Source organism: Microbacterium sp., assembly GCF_041641055.1.
Classification (GTDB): domain Bacteria; phylum Actinomycetota; class Actinomycetes; order Actinomycetales; family Microbacteriaceae; genus Microbacterium.
In genome coordinates this window covers 46,811-61,843 of record NZ_JBEPZB010000019.1, presented here as the reverse complement: position 1 = coordinate 61,843, position 15,033 = coordinate 46,811, and the positions used below count along the sequence as shown (strand labels likewise).

Here is a 15,033-nt window from a genome sequence, read left to right as displayed (position 1 = left end):
CCGCTTCGACGGATTCCGCGTCATCGAGTTTCTCCGACACTATGGTGGGGACAGATGCGCGGACAAACCAAAACTCGCACTGATTGATGTCGGGAGTGGATCGATGATCTCGCTGGTACAGCTCGAGTGCTTCATCGCCGTCGCGGAGGAACTGCACTTCGGTGCGGCCGCGACCCGGCTCAAGATGACGCAGCCGCCACTCAGTCGGCAGATCCAGCAGCTCGAGCGCGAGCTGTCGACGCGACTGTTCGATCGCACCAGCCGTCGCGTCGCGCTGACGCAGGCCGGGCGCGCGCTGCTCCCCAACGCGCGGCGCCTGATCGACCTCGCGGCGAAGGCCGTCTCGGACGTGCGCTCGGTCGGTGAGGGAGCCGCCGGCACCGTCACGATCGCCTACACCGCGATGGCCGGGCAGGCCGTCGTGCCCGATCTGCTGCGGCGCGCGTCGGCCGAGCTGCCCGGCGTCACCCTGCTGCTGCGCGAACTCGTCTCGCTCGACCAGGTGGAAGAGCTCGAGAAGGGCACGGTCGACATCGGCCTGCTGCGCCCACTGCTCGCCCGGCCGCAGATCAGCAGTCGTGCGGTGTACCGCGAGCGGCTCGCGGTGGCGCTGCCCAGCGACTCGGCACTCGCGCAGCGCGCCGAGCCCGTGAAGCTCATCGATCTCAAGGACGAGTCGCTGCTCATGTACTCCCCGAGCGGCGCGCGCTACTTCCACGACCTGCTGCTGTCGATGTTCGTGGCGAGCGGGGTGCACCCGCACATCGTGCAGTACGCCGGGCAGGTCCCCGCCCTGCTGGCGATGGTCAGCGCCGGCATCGGGTTCACGCTCGTGCCGCAGTCGGCCGAGCGGATCTCTCCCGACACCGTGACGCTGCTGCCGATCAGCGAGGCCGACCCGTCGTCGCGGGTGAACAGCGTCGAGCTCGACATCGCGTGGAACTCGGAGTCTCACAATCCGCTCGTCGAGCGACTGCTGAATCTGATCGACGACGTGGATCACGATGACTGATCGATGCAGTGGGCGCATTGCCCAATGCCGATGTAGTGCTTGATCGGGATGAATCCTCACGCCTAGCGTGAACGAGAAGATGATCAGTGCTGATGACACGACCCGTGCTCGACGAGGAGGACGCATGCCGAAGGACATCGCCGCGACCGCCGATGAGTCCGCCCGACTCGGCGAGGCCGTGACCCCGACACCCGGCGGCCGACCCGCCGCGCGTGACGACATCCTGCGCGTCGAGGATCTGCGCGTCGCCTATCGGATCGGCGACCGCGAGGTCGATGCGGTGCGCGGGGTGAACCTCAGCGTGGGTCGCGGTGAAGTGGTCGCGATCGTCGGCGAGTCGGGATCCGGCAAGAGCACGGTCGCGCAGTCGATCATGAACCTCCTCGCGCCGAACGCCGAGGTCACCGGTGGGCGCATCGAGTTCGACGGCGAAGACCTGATCCCGCTGAGCGAGCGCCGCTGGCGCGGCATCCGGGGCCGTCTGATCGGACTGGTCCCCCAGGACCCCGCACTGTCTCTCAACCCGGTGCGACGCGTGGGCGTGCAGGTGGCGGAGCCGCTGCTCGTGCACGGACTCGCGACCAAGCACGACGCGCATGATCGTGCGGTCGAACTGCTCGAGATGGCGGGGCTCACATATCCGGCAGAGCGGGCGAAGCAGTATCCGCACCAGTTCTCGGGTGGCATGAAGCAGCGCGCGCTGATCGCGGGAGCGCTGGCCGCGCAGCCGAGCCTGATCATCGCCGATGAGCCGACGAGCGCTCTCGATGTCACCGTGCAGAAGCAGATCCTCGACCACCTCGCCGGCCTGACCCAGGAGCTGGGCACGGCGATCCTGCTCATCACGCACGACCTCGGGATGGCGGCCGAGCGGGCCGACCGGGTCGTCGTCATGAAGCACGGCGAGATCGTCGACTCCGGACCCGCAGAGCAGGTGATGACCGCGCCGACGCACGAGTACACCCGCAAGCTGATCGCCGCAGCCCCGCGTTTGAGCGCGCACGAGCGACGGACGGCATCCACCCAGGCGCGCATCGAGTTCGGCGGCGAGCCGATCGTGCGGGTCTCCGAGCTCACCAAGGTCTTCCCGCTGCCCAAGGGCGAGGGCGAGCGCCGCTCGCTGACCGCCGTCGACGCCGTCTCTCTCGAGGTGCGGCGCGGCGAGACGCTCGCCGTCGTGGGCGAGTCGGGGTCGGGCAAGAGCACGCTCGCGCGACTCGTGCTGCGGCTGGAGCAACCGACCTCCGGGTCGATCTCCTTCGCCGGCGAGGACATCACGCACCTGAAGGGCGAGAAGCTGCGTCAGCTGCGGCGGCGGTTCCAGATGGTCTACCAGAGCCCGTTCGACTCGCTGAACCCGCGGATGACGATCGAGCAGCTCATCACCGAGCCGCTGCTGTCGTTCGGCGAGGGCGACCGAGCGTCCCGGTCGAAGCGCGCCCTCGAGCTGTCGGAGCAGGTCGCTCTTCCCGACGGGATGCTGGGTCGGTTCCCCGACGAGCTGTCGGGCGGCCAGCGGCAGCGTGTGGCCATCGCCCGCGCTCTCGCGCTCGACCCCGAGTTCCTCGTGCTCGATGAGGCCGTCTCGGCGCTCGACGTGTCGGTGCAGGCGCAGATCCTGAAGCTGCTCGATGAGCTGCAGCGCGAGCGCGAGCTCACCTATCTCTTCATCACGCACGACCTCGGGGTCGTCGCCGAGACCGCCGACCGCGTCGCCGTGCTCAAGAACGGGAAGCTCGTGGAGTGCGGCGACGCCGCGCAGATCTTCATGGCGCCGCAGGAGGAGTACACGCGGATGCTGATCGAGGCCGTTCCGGCGTTCTCCGCCTGACGCTCGCCGAGCTTCAGGGCGCGCGACCGAAATCGCACCGTGGCTGGCATCACGGCGGCTGACCGGCGGGTTCGAGTAGGGCGATCTACCTGGGTAGATCGGAGGCGGTCACACCGGGATGCCAGCTGACCGCAGCGCCTCGCGCAGCCCGTCGACACCGGTGAAGTGATGGGTCGGCATCCCGAGCGTCGTCGCGCCCGCCAGCTTGCTCACGGAGTCGTCGGTGAAGAACACCTCGGCGGGTGCGAGCTGCATCCGATCGAGGACGTGCTGGAACGCCCGCACGTCGGGTTTCGTCCAGCCGATCTCTGCAGAGTTGAAGACGGCTTCGAAGCGGTCGGTGAGGTCGAGCGAGGCGAGCTCGGCCGGGATCGTGTCGGTCCCGTTGGTGAGGATCGCGGTGCGGATGCCGTGCGCTCTCAGCTCGTCGACGAGCCCGAGGAGCTGCTGGTCGGCGTGGAACGGCTGGCGACCCCAGTCCTCCGCGGCAACGGCGTTGCCGATCACGATGCCGATCCGGCGAACCCATTCGCGGCGTGAGATGCGGCCGGTCGTCACCTGTTCGAGGAGGTGGGGAGCGAACGCGACGGCCTCGATCGCACCGGTGGCCAGGCCGTGCTGGTTCTCGATGCGCGCGACGTTCTCGGGATCGAAGTGCCGGACGACGCCGTCGAGGTCGAAGAGGACTGCGCGGATCGGAGGCACCGGATCAGGGTAGCTGGGTGCTCGGACGCTACCCGAGCGAACGTCCGCGAGTCACGCGAGAAGCCCCGCCCAGCGTGAGCTGAACGGGGCTTCTCGGCAGTACGGACGGTGGGGTTACGGCTTGATGAAGACCTCGTCGGCGAGGATGCCGGGGGTCACGCGGATCAGGAACGTCTCGCCGTCGGGGACGACGAACGCTTGCGATCCGGTGGCGGAGGCATCCTTGTAGAGTTCGTCGAGGCCGAAACCGTCGGTGAGCACGGCGAGGCTGTCGTATCCGTTGACGACGTTGCCCGACTCGGTCACGATGTCGACCGAGACCTCGGCGGCGTAGCTCGAGTCGCCGCCCTTGTAGGTGACGGTGGTGTTCACGATGACGTAGTGCGATCCGGCGGGTGCCGGCTCGTTGAACTGGTTGGCCTCGGAGACCACTGCGTTGCCGTCGGGGTTGACCGAGTTCACGACGACGGACCAGTTGCTGTTGCTGATCTCGGAGCCCAGCGGGTACGGGTTCTCGCGGGTGCCCTGGGCGTCGGCGGCGGGGGCTTCCTCCTCGGTCGCCTCCTCCTCGTCGCCGGAGTCGCCCGAGTCGGACGGCTGCGACACGGTGGTGTCGCCATCGCCGAATGCATCATCGACCGACGTCGCGACGACGCCGATGAAGACCATGACACCGACGATGGTGCCGACGATGGAGAGGATGAGGCCGACGATGCCGAGCCACTTCTTGTCGCCCTTGAGGAACAGAGACACGATGCTGAGCACGAAGGCGATCGGCAGGAGGATCCAGCCGAGGATCAGTGCGCCAGGGATGCAGGCGAAGATGAAGCCGACGGCCGCGACGATCGCGGACACGAGGGCGAGCACGTTGAGCTTCTTCGGCGAAGCGGAGTCGGGGGATGCGGAGGTTGCGGTCGCCAGGGGAGCTGGTGCGTTGGCCTCATCGGCAAAGTTCCCCCACTGCTGACCGTCCCACCAGCGCTGCCGGCCGGAGCCGTCGTCATACCAGCCGGCGGGAGTGTCATTCGGTGTTGTCATGCGCTCATCCTGACAGAACGCTGGGAGCCGAAAGCCCGGTGTTGCAGGTTCGTTACGAGGGTGCGGTGCGCGGCTGGAACCTGGCGTGTTTTCTGGACTCTGACCAGTAGTTCGTGGGCAACGTGCGTCGTCGCACAGGTGGCCGGTACGCCATGATCAGAGCATGGAAGCATCGCCGATTCTCACGTGGACCCTGCAACAGGAGATCCCCGTCCCGCCCGACGTCCACACACTCCTCGTGGAGGGCGAGCAGCCGATCACGTCGTTCAAGACGTTCCGCGACTCCGCGACGTTCACGACGAAGCGTCTGATCGTCCGGGACGCTCAGGGCATCACCGGCAAGAAGGTCGAGATCTACTCCCTGCCGTACAGCGCGATCAACATGTGGTCGTCCGAGAACGCCGGCACGCTCGACTGGAACTCCGAGATCGAGCTGTGGACGCGGGCCGGGCACATCAAGGTCAAGCTCTCGAAGGGCGCCGATGTGCGGAGGATCGACAGCCTGATCGCCTGGGCTGTGCTGCAGGCACACTGACTTCGCTCATGTCACGGTCGTGGTCTGATCTACCCGGGTAGATCGACTCACGACCAGACAGACGAGATCACTCGGGGAGCGTCAGGACTCGATCATCACCTCAATCGTGTAGGCGGCACACGAACCGGAATCATCGCCGCAATCGTCATAAGCGCTCCCGCTGACCACGACGGACGCATGTCCGTCGGGGAAGGACTCGGGAACGACAACGTCGGTCGAAAAGCTCCCATCTCGCTCGACGGGAACGTCCACTTCCTCGGACTTCTCTCCTGAGGACGAGATCACGACGACCGAGTAAGTAGCCCCGTCCTCGTACCCGAGATCGCATTCGACAGCTTGGCTCTCGACCGTCAGGGACTCACCCGGGCGTACTTCCGCCGGCGAAGCCGCAAGCGGCGCGGGCAGACACCGGTCTGATGCAGGCGCACATGCCGTCAGGCTGCCCGCGGTCAGCATGGCGATGGATGCCGCCAAGCCGAGCACGCGCCACCTCGACACCGGATCAGTGTCTAGAGCCTTCATTCAAAGACCTCCTCGACTCCGTCTAACAGATTGGTACGCCCGGATCAGTCGCACGGTGCCGATCTCGACCTCGTGCACCTGTCAGCTCTACGCGATCCCGTTCTGCACGAGAGTTTTCGCCCGAGCATTCATCGCTTCAAGCCCTCCGCGCTCGACGTCGTAGACGTACAGTGCGATTCCGGCGGCATTCGCGAAGTCGACCGCGCCACGCGCATATCCGGTGCGGGTGAAGAACAATGGCTGTCGCCCTCGCGGGTCGTTGGCGGCGACTCCGGCCAGCTCGCGAAGGGGCGCGACTCCCACGGCTTTCGCGTAGTGCTTCACCTGGGCGAAGCTGCGACTGCCGGTGACATCGATCCCCCCGTCGCCCGTGACGCTCGTCAGCTCAGCATCGGCCTCTCCCAGATGACGCATCCACTGAGCAACGACCTCTTCTGCGCCCCTTGCGTCAACGCCGAGCGGACGCGGCGATGGCGGCAAGAACTCTCTGCGGCCTGTCGTCTCGACGACCATCCCGGTCTTGCGGCGACGCACCTCCAGTACAGACATCGCCCCCTGAAATCCTGCCGCGTACAGTGCGGAAACCGCCTCGCTGTACGCCTCAGCAGCGCGTTTTCGGGCCACCACTGCCGCGATGGCGAACATGATCGTGATGAGTACGAGCGCGGCGGTTATGCCGAAGACCAACAGACGGGGTGTGCCTCCCAGCATCGACTCCAAGGACGTACGAACCGTCAGTAAAGGCTTCGCCGTTTCTAGGTAAGAGTTGGGAAGGAGCAGCAGAACCGTCACCGCAAGCGCGAACACACTCAGCACGGCAGTGCAGATGAGGAGTCCCGTCCCCGCTTCGAGAGCCTTGTCTTCATCGGATTTGAACAAGTTGATCTTCGGACCGATGACGCGGCGCACCTGCCGACGCAGGACTTCGTCGGGGAGCCAGATGTCACCGACATCACGCCCGATCTCGCGCCCGAGCTTGTATGCGGTGTTGACGGATCTCACGCACCCATGATGGCAGGGCGACTGGCCATCGCCGCCCCCGTGCCCGCTCAGTTACAAGGAAAAGCCTCACCGCGAGGGGAAAGCGACCGAATTCGCACCCGCCTCTCCACGGCCTGGCATATCGGTATGCTGCGACCCATGAGCACCACTCCAGCCCAACTTTCGCTCGAGCTCAATGTCAACCAGAAGCGCATTCGCGACGTGCTCCGCGAGCGCTACGGCACGCTCCCCGACGGCGTCACGCGGTGGGAGCTCGACGACGCTCAAGCAAACCTCGTGAGGTCTCGATTCACAGGCGCGAATCGGACTCTCGATCCGAAAGTCTGGACTCTCGAGATCGGCGACACCGTCCTGCGCCGGGAAATTCACGCAGCCTATGGCGGCCAGGAACAGGGTGGAATCATCACCCCGCGGGCAATCCCGGACATCCTCGTCATCACCAGCCCCGAAAGCGGTGCGCGGCACGGGTACGACGCATTCGAAGGGCTGCAGGAGGACGGGTCATTCCTCTATACAGGCGAGGGTCAGTACGGGGACCAGGTGTTTACGCGCGGGAACGTGGCGCTCCGGGACGCCGCTGAAGCCGGGCGACCGATACGCCTATTCACCAAACAGGGCACCTCGGTGACGTACGTCGGTGAGTTCACGACCGGGGATCCGGCTTACACGATCCGCGAGATCCCTGACTCGGAGAACGCCCGCCGGAAGGGGATCATCTTCAAGCTCGTCCCTGTTGTCGCCGACATCGAGGCGCTGGACCCGCGACCGAGCGCTCCCACCGGTGATGTTCGGATCGCATCCTGGATGCCGCCGGAGTCCTCGTCCTACGTCGTTGAAGCGCCGGTGTTGCTCAACGACCGCGTCGCATCGCGTATCGAGTTCGCTCTGCAGGCCGACTTCGGGCGGTGGATTGAAGCGCGTGGCCAGACGCCGCGTGCACTGTCACTTGCCTCCGCGGGAGCCACCATCAAGCCAGACCTCTACGTCGAGGAGACCGGATGGATCGTCGAGGCAAAGAAGTCACCCGCACGAGAGTACGTCCGCACAGCAATCGGCCAAGTGCTCGACTATGCCTTGCTTGCGCGCAACTCGGGGCGCGCAGCGGTTCCCGCGATCTTGCTTCCTAGTCGTCCGGTTCCGCATCTGGAGTCACTTCTGTCGGACCTAGGCATCGTCTTGATCGTGCGTGAAGGCGACGGGTTCTCGGTCATTGACTAGGGGTGGCCCTCGACAGCTCAGCGACCGCTGGTAGGTCCGGAGCGGCCCAATCCAGTGCGGGCAGGTCGGCGAGCCTCACCCACCGGATCTCATCGTGGTCAGAACTCCTCGTGGGCGCCGCCTCGAGTAGCCGTGCGCGGAAGCACGCGAGCCGAATCACGGTGTCGCCGACTTGTGTCTCGTCGGTTCTCAGACGACCAGTGATCTCGATCTCGGTTTCCAACTCCTCCTGAATCTCACGCACGAGGGCCTCTTCACTGGTCTCGTCTCGCTCGATCTTTCCGCCCGGGAACTCCCACTTGCCCCCCGCCGCCTTCTCCGGTCGGCGCCGGCAAGCAAGCACCATTCCCTCACGTTCGATCACCGCAGCGACCACGTCGAGAACGCGACTTTGATTCATGGCTGCCTCCGAGAGCACGCTAACAGTGACGGAGGTACGCCAGTGCCGGGTCGGCGAGCGCAGGTACTCACTGGCCCTGCGCTCGCTCGTGCCCTGGCTCGAGAGATGTCGCCAGCCGCTCACGGAATGACGATGACCTTGCCCGTGACCCGACCCTCCGCCGCCTCCGCGTGCAGCGCCGGGAGCTCGGTCAGCGGGATGCGCCGGGTGACCTCCAAGGTGAGCACGCCCTCGTCGACCAGCGACACCAGCTCCGCGAGCTTTTCCGCGTCACTCCGAACGAAGACGACTACAGACTTCACGCCACGTTCGGCGTCGTCCGGGGCCGGCATCCAGGCAGTGGTGCTCACAACGACTCCCCCATCGCGCACGAGTCGCACAAGGGCAGTGAACTCGTCGGGCGCGATGGGAGCCAGGTTGAGCAGGAGGTCGACCTCTTCGGTGACGGCATCCAAGACGTCGGTCTCGGTGTGGTCGATGATCTCGTCGGCACCCGCGGCACGGACGGCGTCTGCACTCCGCGGGCTGGCTGTCGCGATGACGAACGCCCCAGCACGCTTCGCTAGGGCGATCGCGTACTTGCCGACGACTCCACCGGCACCGACGATGAGCACTCGCTGCCCTGCTTCGAGGCCACCGTCGTCGAAGAGCGCCTGACGCGCGGTGAGCGCCACCGACGGGAGCCCCGCAGCATCCGCGAGCGGCACGGTGGTCGGAGCGGCGACGAGTGCATCCGCTGGGGCGATGGCGTACTCCGCAGCTCCGCCGTCGGTCGCCATCGGCAAGAAGGCGATCACCGCGTCACCCAGAGCGAAACCGTCGACTCCGTCGCCCAGGGCGTCGACCGTTCCCGATACGTCGTATCCGGGGATGTGCGGGAGCGCCACCGGAATCGGAAGGAAGCCGGCGCGCATGCCGTTGTCGGCAGCACTGAATGCGGATGCTGCGACGCGCAGCCGTACCTGGCTGGCACCCGGGTTGGGCTGGTCGACCTCCTCGTACTGCAGAACCTCGGGGCCGCCCACTTCGTGGAACCGTACTGCCTTCATGATCTTTCCTCTCGTCAGGTACTTCGAATTCGAAGTAATATAACGAAGCTAGCACTGCTTCGAATTCGAAGCAACACCTATACTGGATCCATGAGCACACCACCCCCTCAGCTCTCCTCGACGGAGCTTGCGGCCTACTTCGCCTTCACCGAGGTGAGCAGCCTGCTTCGGCATGCGGTCGAGAAGCAGCTGCGCGACGTCGGAAAGCTCAGCTACGTGCAGTTCCAGCTGCTCGCCCGGCTCGGCGACGCTCCGGGTGGGGCGCAGCGGATGACGGACCTTGCCGATGGAGTCGTGTACAGCCGAAGTGGGCTGACGTATCAGGCGCAGTCCTTGGAGGAGCGCGGGCTCGTCACGCGTGGTCCGTCATCGGAGGATGAGCGCAGCACCATCGTCGCGATCACAGATGAGGGGCGGGATGTACTGGCCAAGGTGTTCCCTGGGCACATTGAAGCCGTGAAGACGCATCTGTTCGAGTCGCTCAGCGCAGAGGACGTGGAGATGCTCGCGCGGGTGATGACCCAGGTCAGTGGGCACCTGCGGGCGGAACCGCCACGGAGTGCTGCGTCGCGAACTCGCACCACGAAACCGAACTAGCCGGCGGCATCGCGTCGCGAGTCGGGTGCGGAGGAAGTCCCAGATTCTGCGTGGGCCCTTCTACTCGGACTCGCGCGCGTTGGCCTGGCGGCGGTACTCGGGGTCTGCGCGTGGAACGTACTCGGAGGCAGCCGCTTCTACGACCGGACCTGCGAGCCCGCTCAAGAACACTCACAAACCGTGAAAATCACGAGTTCGCTTACTGTTCCCGCGGATCTCAGCGGGCAGGCCCATGTATGTCGCTGCGAGGGCCGGGTCGTCTCGCACGAGGTTCTCAACCTGTTGCGCGACCGTCTCTTGCAGCTCGATCAGCGCCCGGTACCCGGTACTGACGCTTTTATCGAAGTCGACGCCGTCATGCCCGGCTCGCCGCAAGAAACTCTTGAAGGCGTACTCGAGATTGATCAGCGTTCCTTTGTATACACCATCGGCGCGGTACGCACCCATCCCCTTCAACTGATTCCGAAGCAGGATCGCAGACCGGACGGCGTGCCGCCACTCTTCACGCACGCTGTCACGCAACAGATCCCGTTCGGAGAGGTCAGCGAGAAAGGCATCAATATCGCCTTGGTGACGAATAAGATACTGACGCTCGGCTGCTGTTTGCATCGAGTTGCCCCTAACTTCCAGCTACACGGCGATTGATCGCCTCGTCGATCTCAGCCTGTGCGGCGTCAATTAGCCGCTGATCCGTCGCCTTTAAACCGTCCATACCGACCAGAAGGCTCTGCCCGGAGGAGTCTGGCTTCACTCCGAGATAGGCTCGTAGCAGAGGAAGATCCGGCGCATCGTTCCTATCGCGAATAAGTGCACCGACGTGCCCACGCAACGCGCTCACGTTGCCGGTCTCGCCGAGCACCTTCCACATCTCAGCCAAGAGACCCAAGTCAAACTGCCGCCGTGTCTCCTCGAGTAGGTCGCGCCTAGTCTGCACCGTAGCTACGATCGCCCAAACAAGGGCGAGAACGGTCGCGACCGTCCCGATGATTTCTATCACATCCAACACAATACGCCTCGCCTCCGACGGATACTCTTTCGGGCAGAGACCATATTTCCTCGCTCTCGGTGTCGCGGCGCTTCGTGCGCTGCGCCGACTCCTTGACTAGGTTCGGAGACGCTGGCGCACAGGTCTCACCCGATCGTCGAGCCAAAGTCGCGGTGCCAGAATATGCAACCCAACCACCTCGGTCAGCGCTCGACATCAACCTGGGCCGTCGTTGTTAACGGTTACCTTTGGCGCGATTATGCATTACACAAAGCATCTCGCAGTTCGCGAGGTCCGACGCCCCACCCTTGCTCCACGCAGTCACGTGATCCGCATCCATGTCGCCGATGGCGTAAATGCGCGTCCTATTCGCGTTGCTTCCCGCCGCACACAGCGGACAGTTCGAGACGCCGGCCCCGTTCGCCGCGTCGGTTTGACGCTTGTAAGCCGCCCGCTTGGTCTTCTCGTCGAACAGCCGAATACCGATGAGTCTCGTGTCGGTCAAGCCGCTAAGGACATACTCATAGATACCAGATGGGCGTCCGACCCCGAGGTCGTCATGCAGGTCATCCACTTGCTCGCGCACCTTCGCGGGGTTGTAGGCCGTCGCGTGGTACTTCTCATAGAGACGTCCCCACTCTAGCCCGCGCATCTCTTTCCTCGGCGCGCCGGGGAACACTGTCCCCACCCAGTCAATCACCGTGGTGAAGTACGTCTTGAGCCCGTCTATGTTTTCGTCGTCGCGGTGGTCGCCCATAAAGCGGTCCACCTCCTGGCCTTTTGCCGACGCGACCCACTTGAGCGCAGTCTCGAGAATCTCCTGACGCTTGGGATCACCCTTAAGGTAAGCCCCCCATTTCTGCATGTTCGCGTTCTGACTGTTGGAGAATTCGGCCTTCGCCTTAGTAATGAACGGACCAGAAAAAATAGCGTTGAGAAGCTCTTGGTGATTCAACGGCACCCCGGAAATATTGATGGTCTCAAACCAGTCCGTGATTTCCTTCTCCTCACCCTCGCAGACATAGACGAGAAGCGTGGAGCCCATGATGCGCTCTCTGACCTCTTTGGGCAGCGACGAGAACGTCTGCTCTCGACCGTCCAGAACGACGGCGAACTTATTCTGGACAAATCGTCCGATGCTGGTGATGCGCTGCTGGCCGTCGAGCACCTCCAGGGTCCCGTTGGCGGTACGCACGAAGTAAATCAGACCAAGTGGATAGCCCCTGATGAGCGAGTCAATGACGTCGCGATCTCGCCCGCGACCGTCGGCGTAGAGATATCCCCGTTGATACTCGGGCTGAATAACCAGCTGCCCACTCAGACCAAACAGGCCCTTCTCCTCCAGGTCGGAATAAGTGAATCCCTCCACGACGTCTCTAACGCTGTACTGCTCGAGCGTGGTCTCCATGATTAGGCCTTCCGATGACGGATCACGATGCGCTTGAACGGAACCCACGGCCGATCGCGGGTGAGGAAGAGCTTGCGGTGACCCTTGCTGTTGCCTCCTGTGCCTCCAGCCGCGTACGGGCGCCGACCCCGAGCTCCTCACCCCCGTGCTCGGCCTCCCGCTGCAGCAGCTGGTCGCGATGAGCCAGGGCCAGCTTCCTCAGTCGGTCGTGGACGACCTGGTGCGCGCGGCCAACGGCGGTGAGATCCCCGAGGCCGACGAATCCGAGGGCTGGACCGAGAAGCCCACCACCGGACGCTTCGCTGGCAAGACCGTGATCGTCACGGGCGCAGCATCCGGTATCGGCAAGGCGACGGCATCCCGCATCGCCCGCGAAGGCGGACGCGTCATCGCCTCCGACATCGCCGCCGAGAAGCTCGACGCCCTGAAGGCCGAACTGCCGGATGCCGACATCACCACCGTCGCCGGAGACCTCACCAAGCAGGACGCGATCGACGCCGTCATCGCCGCCGCGGGCGACCGCATCGACGCCCTCGCGAACGTCGCCGGCATCAACGACGACTTCTCCCCCGCCGGCGAGACGACGGATGCCGTCTGGGACCGCGTCATCGCCATCAACCTCACCGCCCCGTTCAAGCTCATGCGCGCGGTGCTGCCGATCATGGAGAAGGCCGGCCGCGGCTCGATCCTCAACGTCTCGAGCGAAGCGGGCCTGCGCGGCAACTCCTCGGGCAACGCCTACACGGCCAGCAAGCACGGCATCATCGGCGTCACGAAGTCCGCGGCGTTCATGTACGGGCCGAAGGGCATCCGCGTGAACTCCGTCGCCCCGGGCGGCGTCGCCACTGGCATCCCGATGCCCCCGAACATGTCGGAGTACGGCTCCGGCCGCCTGGCCCCGTTCCAGCAGGCGATCCCGACGGTGGCAACCGCCGAGCACCTCGCCGCGTCGATCACGTTCCTGCTGTCGGACGACGCCGTGAACATCAACGGCGCGATCCTGGCGTCGGATGGAGGATGGTCGGTGCAGTAAGCAGCTCAGTCTTGGAGGCCGGCATGGCGGCCATGCCGGCCTTCGAACTCGCCGATCGCTCGACGCGCCTTGCGCAGCTCGAATATCCCGACAACCACTCCTGCCCCGAAGACGACGAAGCTGATCCATCGGTACGGCGCGCTCGGATCGAGCATGATCACGACGGCCCATGCCGCGGCCATGACCGCCGACAACACGATTGTGTAGAGCGCGAAGTTCTTGCGGCGCTGCAGTGCCATGCGCTGCTGGATCAGGGAAGGCTCGGCGGCGGGCTCGCTCATGAGCAGAGCCTAGACCGCGGCACCATCAGAGGCTCAGACCGCTCGCCCCAGCCCCAGTGAGAGACTGACACCGTGCCCGAACGTCCCGAGATTGTCTGCATCTGCGGCTCCATGCGGTTCGCCGAGGACATGGGGACAGTGAGCCAGTCCTTGACGCTCGCCGGCGTCATCGTCCTCATGCCTGCCGAGATCGACACCCCGATCTCCGACGACCAGAAGGCTGCTTTGGGAGAGCTGCACCTGTGCAGGATCGACCTGGCCGACCGCATCGTGGTGGTGAACAGCGGCGAGCGCTTCGGCGAGTCCACGACGCGAGAGATCGACTACGCGCGCGCAGCCGGAAAGCCCGTGACCTTCGTCGGGCCCGCCTGGGGCTAGGCGTACTCCTCACATCTCGCGTCGGTACCCTGGCCAGCATGAAGAAGCTCCCCGCGCTCGCGACGCTGGCCGTCAGCATCCTGCTGCTCTCCGGATGCGCGCAGGCGTCGACCATCGCCGCGTGCGGCCAGGTCGCAGCTCAGGCCGCGCAGGTGGCGGGTGTGATCGACAGCGTCAGCTCGCCGACTCCCGAGGCCGCGCAGGCGGCGCTCGACGAGGTCCGCAGCGTGGCCGAGAACATCCGCGGGGTCGACGGACCCGAGGAGTTCGTCACCCTCCGCGACGCCTGGACCACGAGCATCGACGCGTTCGTCACCGAGGGCGAGAAAGCGATCACCGGTGACGTCGCCGGCCTGGATGCAGCGTCCACGAACATGCGCACCGCGACCGACGAGATGGTCGCCTACTGCACACCGTGACCCCGGGTCGCGGCTAGCTACAGCGCAATCCCCCGCAGCAGCCGCGTCACCGTCTCCTCGACGCGCTCGGCACTCAACGGCTGACCGATCAGCGCGGCGTACGACGCCATGGCGATGAGCTGGTCGGCGATCGCGTCAGCATCCACGTCTTCCCGGATCTCGCCGGCAGCCTGTCCTCGCGCGATCCGTTCGGCCACCCACGAGCGGATCGGCGCCGCGAGCCGCTCGTTCAGCGCGAGTCCGAGCTCGTGGTCCGTGGCGGTCACCGCGATCAGCGCCCGTGCGAGCGCGACGCCCTCGGGCCGCGCGAGCCCGGCAGACATCGTCGAGAACCACGCATGCAGGTCGGCACGGATGTCGTCGCTCATCGCGACAGCGGGATCCGCGCCGGGCAGGTCCCCCTCGAGCAGCGCCTCACCGAGGATCGCGGCCTTCGACGGCCACCACCGATAGATCGTCTGCTTCGAGACTCCGGCCGTCTCGGCGAGCCCCTCGATCGTCACCGCCTCGTACTGACCGGCCACGACGGCGGCGCGCATCGCCTCCAGCACGGACTGGCGCGCAGCTTCACTTCGAGGACGGGGCACCTGAACAGGCTACTCAGGTGCGGGCATCCGATT

Annotated in this window: 19 protein-coding genes; 8 read left to right on the top strand and 11 right to left on the bottom strand. The window is 65.3% G+C overall.

Annotated elements, in window-relative coordinates:
- Positions 1–103 precede the first annotated feature (103 nt).
- Both ACESK8_RS12645 and ACESK8_RS12640 read left to right on the top strand, forming a co-directional pair.
- Positions 104–1,012: a LysR family transcriptional regulator gene (locus tag ACESK8_RS12645; protein WP_372968923.1), complete on the top strand. Its 909-nt coding sequence runs from the start codon at positions 104–106 to the stop codon at positions 1,010–1,012.
- 124 nt (positions 1,013–1,136) lie between these two features.
- A complete protein-coding gene (locus ACESK8_RS12640; protein WP_372968922.1) occupies positions 1,137–2,843 on the top strand; it encodes a dipeptide ABC transporter ATP-binding protein in 1,707 nt (568 codons plus the stop codon).
- A gap of 108 nt (positions 2,844–2,951) precedes the next feature.
- Here ACESK8_RS12640 and ACESK8_RS12635 read toward each other — a convergent pair whose 3' ends face one another.
- Together ACESK8_RS12635 and ACESK8_RS12630 are read right to left on the bottom strand one after the other, a co-directional pair.
- The gene (locus ACESK8_RS12635; protein ID WP_372968921.1) at positions 2,952–3,548 is read right to left on the bottom strand and encodes an HAD family hydrolase; all 597 of its coding nucleotides are present in this window, start codon (positions 3,546–3,548) and stop codon (positions 2,952–2,954) included.
- Positions 3,549–3,662: 114 nt separating this feature from the next.
- On the bottom strand, positions 3,663–4,586 hold the full coding sequence (locus ACESK8_RS12630; protein ID WP_139305208.1) for a DUF2510 domain-containing protein: 924 nt from the start codon (positions 4,584–4,586) through the stop codon (positions 3,663–3,665).
- A gap of 163 nt (positions 4,587–4,749) precedes the next feature.
- On the opposite strand from ACESK8_RS12630, the gene ACESK8_RS12625 reads away from it, so the two are divergent.
- Positions 4,750–5,121 (top strand): PH domain-containing protein, encoded by a 372-nt coding sequence (locus tag ACESK8_RS12625; protein WP_060927749.1) that lies wholly within the window; start codon positions 4,750–4,752, stop codon positions 5,119–5,121.
- Between the two features lie 81 nt (positions 5,122–5,202).
- Here ACESK8_RS12625 and ACESK8_RS12620 read toward each other — a convergent pair whose 3' ends face one another.
- On the bottom strand, positions 5,203–5,643 hold the full coding sequence (locus tag ACESK8_RS12620) for a hypothetical protein (RefSeq protein ID WP_372968920.1): 441 nt from the start codon (positions 5,641–5,643) through the stop codon (positions 5,203–5,205).
- 87 nt (positions 5,644–5,730) lie between these two features.
- Complete coding sequence (locus ACESK8_RS12615; protein ID WP_372968919.1) at positions 5,731–6,645, bottom strand: restriction endonuclease; 915 nt, start codon at positions 6,643–6,645, stop codon at positions 5,731–5,733.
- A 138-nt stretch (positions 6,646–6,783) separates the two neighbouring features.
- Here ACESK8_RS12615 and ACESK8_RS12610 point away from each other — a divergent pair, with 138 nt between their 5' ends.
- Entirely contained in the window at positions 6,784–7,863 is a 1,080-nt protein-coding gene (locus tag ACESK8_RS12610; protein ID WP_372968918.1) for a hypothetical protein, read from the top strand.
- Here ACESK8_RS12610 and ACESK8_RS12605 read toward each other — a convergent pair.
- Together ACESK8_RS12605 and ACESK8_RS12600 are read right to left on the bottom strand one after the other, a co-directional pair.
- A complete protein-coding gene (locus ACESK8_RS12605; protein WP_372968917.1) occupies positions 7,853–8,386 on the bottom strand; it encodes a (deoxy)nucleoside triphosphate pyrophosphohydrolase in 534 nt (177 codons plus the stop codon). The genes ACESK8_RS12610 and ACESK8_RS12605 overlap by 11 nt on opposite strands.
- A complete protein-coding gene (locus tag ACESK8_RS12600; RefSeq protein ID WP_372968916.1) occupies positions 8,383–9,312 on the bottom strand; it encodes an NADP-dependent oxidoreductase in 930 nt (309 codons plus the stop codon). Before ACESK8_RS12600 ends, ACESK8_RS12605 begins: the two co-directional genes overlap by 4 nt.
- Positions 9,313–9,402: 90 nt before the next feature.
- Here ACESK8_RS12600 and ACESK8_RS12595 point away from each other — a divergent pair, with 90 nt between their 5' ends.
- Positions 9,403–9,909, top strand: a complete 507-nt coding sequence (locus ACESK8_RS12595; RefSeq protein ID WP_372968915.1) for a MarR family winged helix-turn-helix transcriptional regulator — start codon at positions 9,403–9,405, stop codon at positions 9,907–9,909.
- 171 nt (positions 9,910–10,080) lie between these two features.
- On the opposite strand, the gene ACESK8_RS12590 is transcribed toward ACESK8_RS12595, so the two are convergent.
- From ACESK8_RS12590 to ACESK8_RS12580, 3 genes are all read right to left on the bottom strand, one after another.
- Entirely contained in the window at positions 10,081–10,518 is a 438-nt protein-coding gene (locus ACESK8_RS12590; RefSeq protein ID WP_372968914.1) for a hypothetical protein, read from the bottom strand.
- 10 nt (positions 10,519–10,528) lie between these two features.
- Positions 10,529–10,906 (bottom strand): hypothetical protein, encoded by a 378-nt coding sequence (locus ACESK8_RS12585; protein ID WP_372968913.1) that lies wholly within the window; start codon positions 10,904–10,906, stop codon positions 10,529–10,531.
- A gap of 223 nt (positions 10,907–11,129) precedes the next feature.
- Complete coding sequence (locus ACESK8_RS12580; protein WP_372968912.1) at positions 11,130–12,302, bottom strand: HNH endonuclease family protein; 1,173 nt, start codon at positions 12,300–12,302, stop codon at positions 11,130–11,132.
- Positions 12,303–12,480: 178 nt separating this feature from the next.
- Here ACESK8_RS12580 and ACESK8_RS12575 point away from each other — a divergent pair, with 178 nt between their 5' ends.
- Positions 12,481–13,335 carry an SDR family NAD(P)-dependent oxidoreductase gene (locus tag ACESK8_RS12575; RefSeq protein WP_372968924.1) on the top strand — a complete coding sequence of 285 codons (855 nt, stop codon included), beginning with the start codon at positions 12,481–12,483 and terminating at the stop codon, positions 13,333–13,335.
- 5 nt (positions 13,336–13,340) lie between these two features.
- Here ACESK8_RS12575 and ACESK8_RS12570 read toward each other — a convergent pair whose 3' ends face one another.
- Entirely contained in the window at positions 13,341–13,616 is a 276-nt protein-coding gene (locus ACESK8_RS12570) for a hypothetical protein (protein WP_372968911.1), read from the bottom strand.
- Between the two features lie 72 nt (positions 13,617–13,688).
- On the opposite strand from ACESK8_RS12570, the gene ACESK8_RS12565 reads away from it, so the two are divergent.
- A complete protein-coding gene (locus ACESK8_RS12565) occupies positions 13,689–13,994 on the top strand; it encodes a hypothetical protein (protein WP_372968910.1) in 306 nt (101 codons plus the stop codon).
- Between the two features lie 38 nt (positions 13,995–14,032).
- Positions 14,033–14,413, top strand: a complete 381-nt coding sequence (locus ACESK8_RS12560) for a hypothetical protein (protein WP_372968909.1) — start codon at positions 14,033–14,035, stop codon at positions 14,411–14,413.
- 17 nt (positions 14,414–14,430) lie between these two features.
- Here ACESK8_RS12560 and ACESK8_RS12555 read toward each other — a convergent pair whose 3' ends face one another.
- Positions 14,431–15,000, bottom strand: a complete 570-nt coding sequence (locus ACESK8_RS12555) for a TetR/AcrR family transcriptional regulator (protein ID WP_372968908.1) — start codon at positions 14,998–15,000, stop codon at positions 14,431–14,433.
- Positions 15,001–15,033 lie beyond the last annotated feature (33 nt).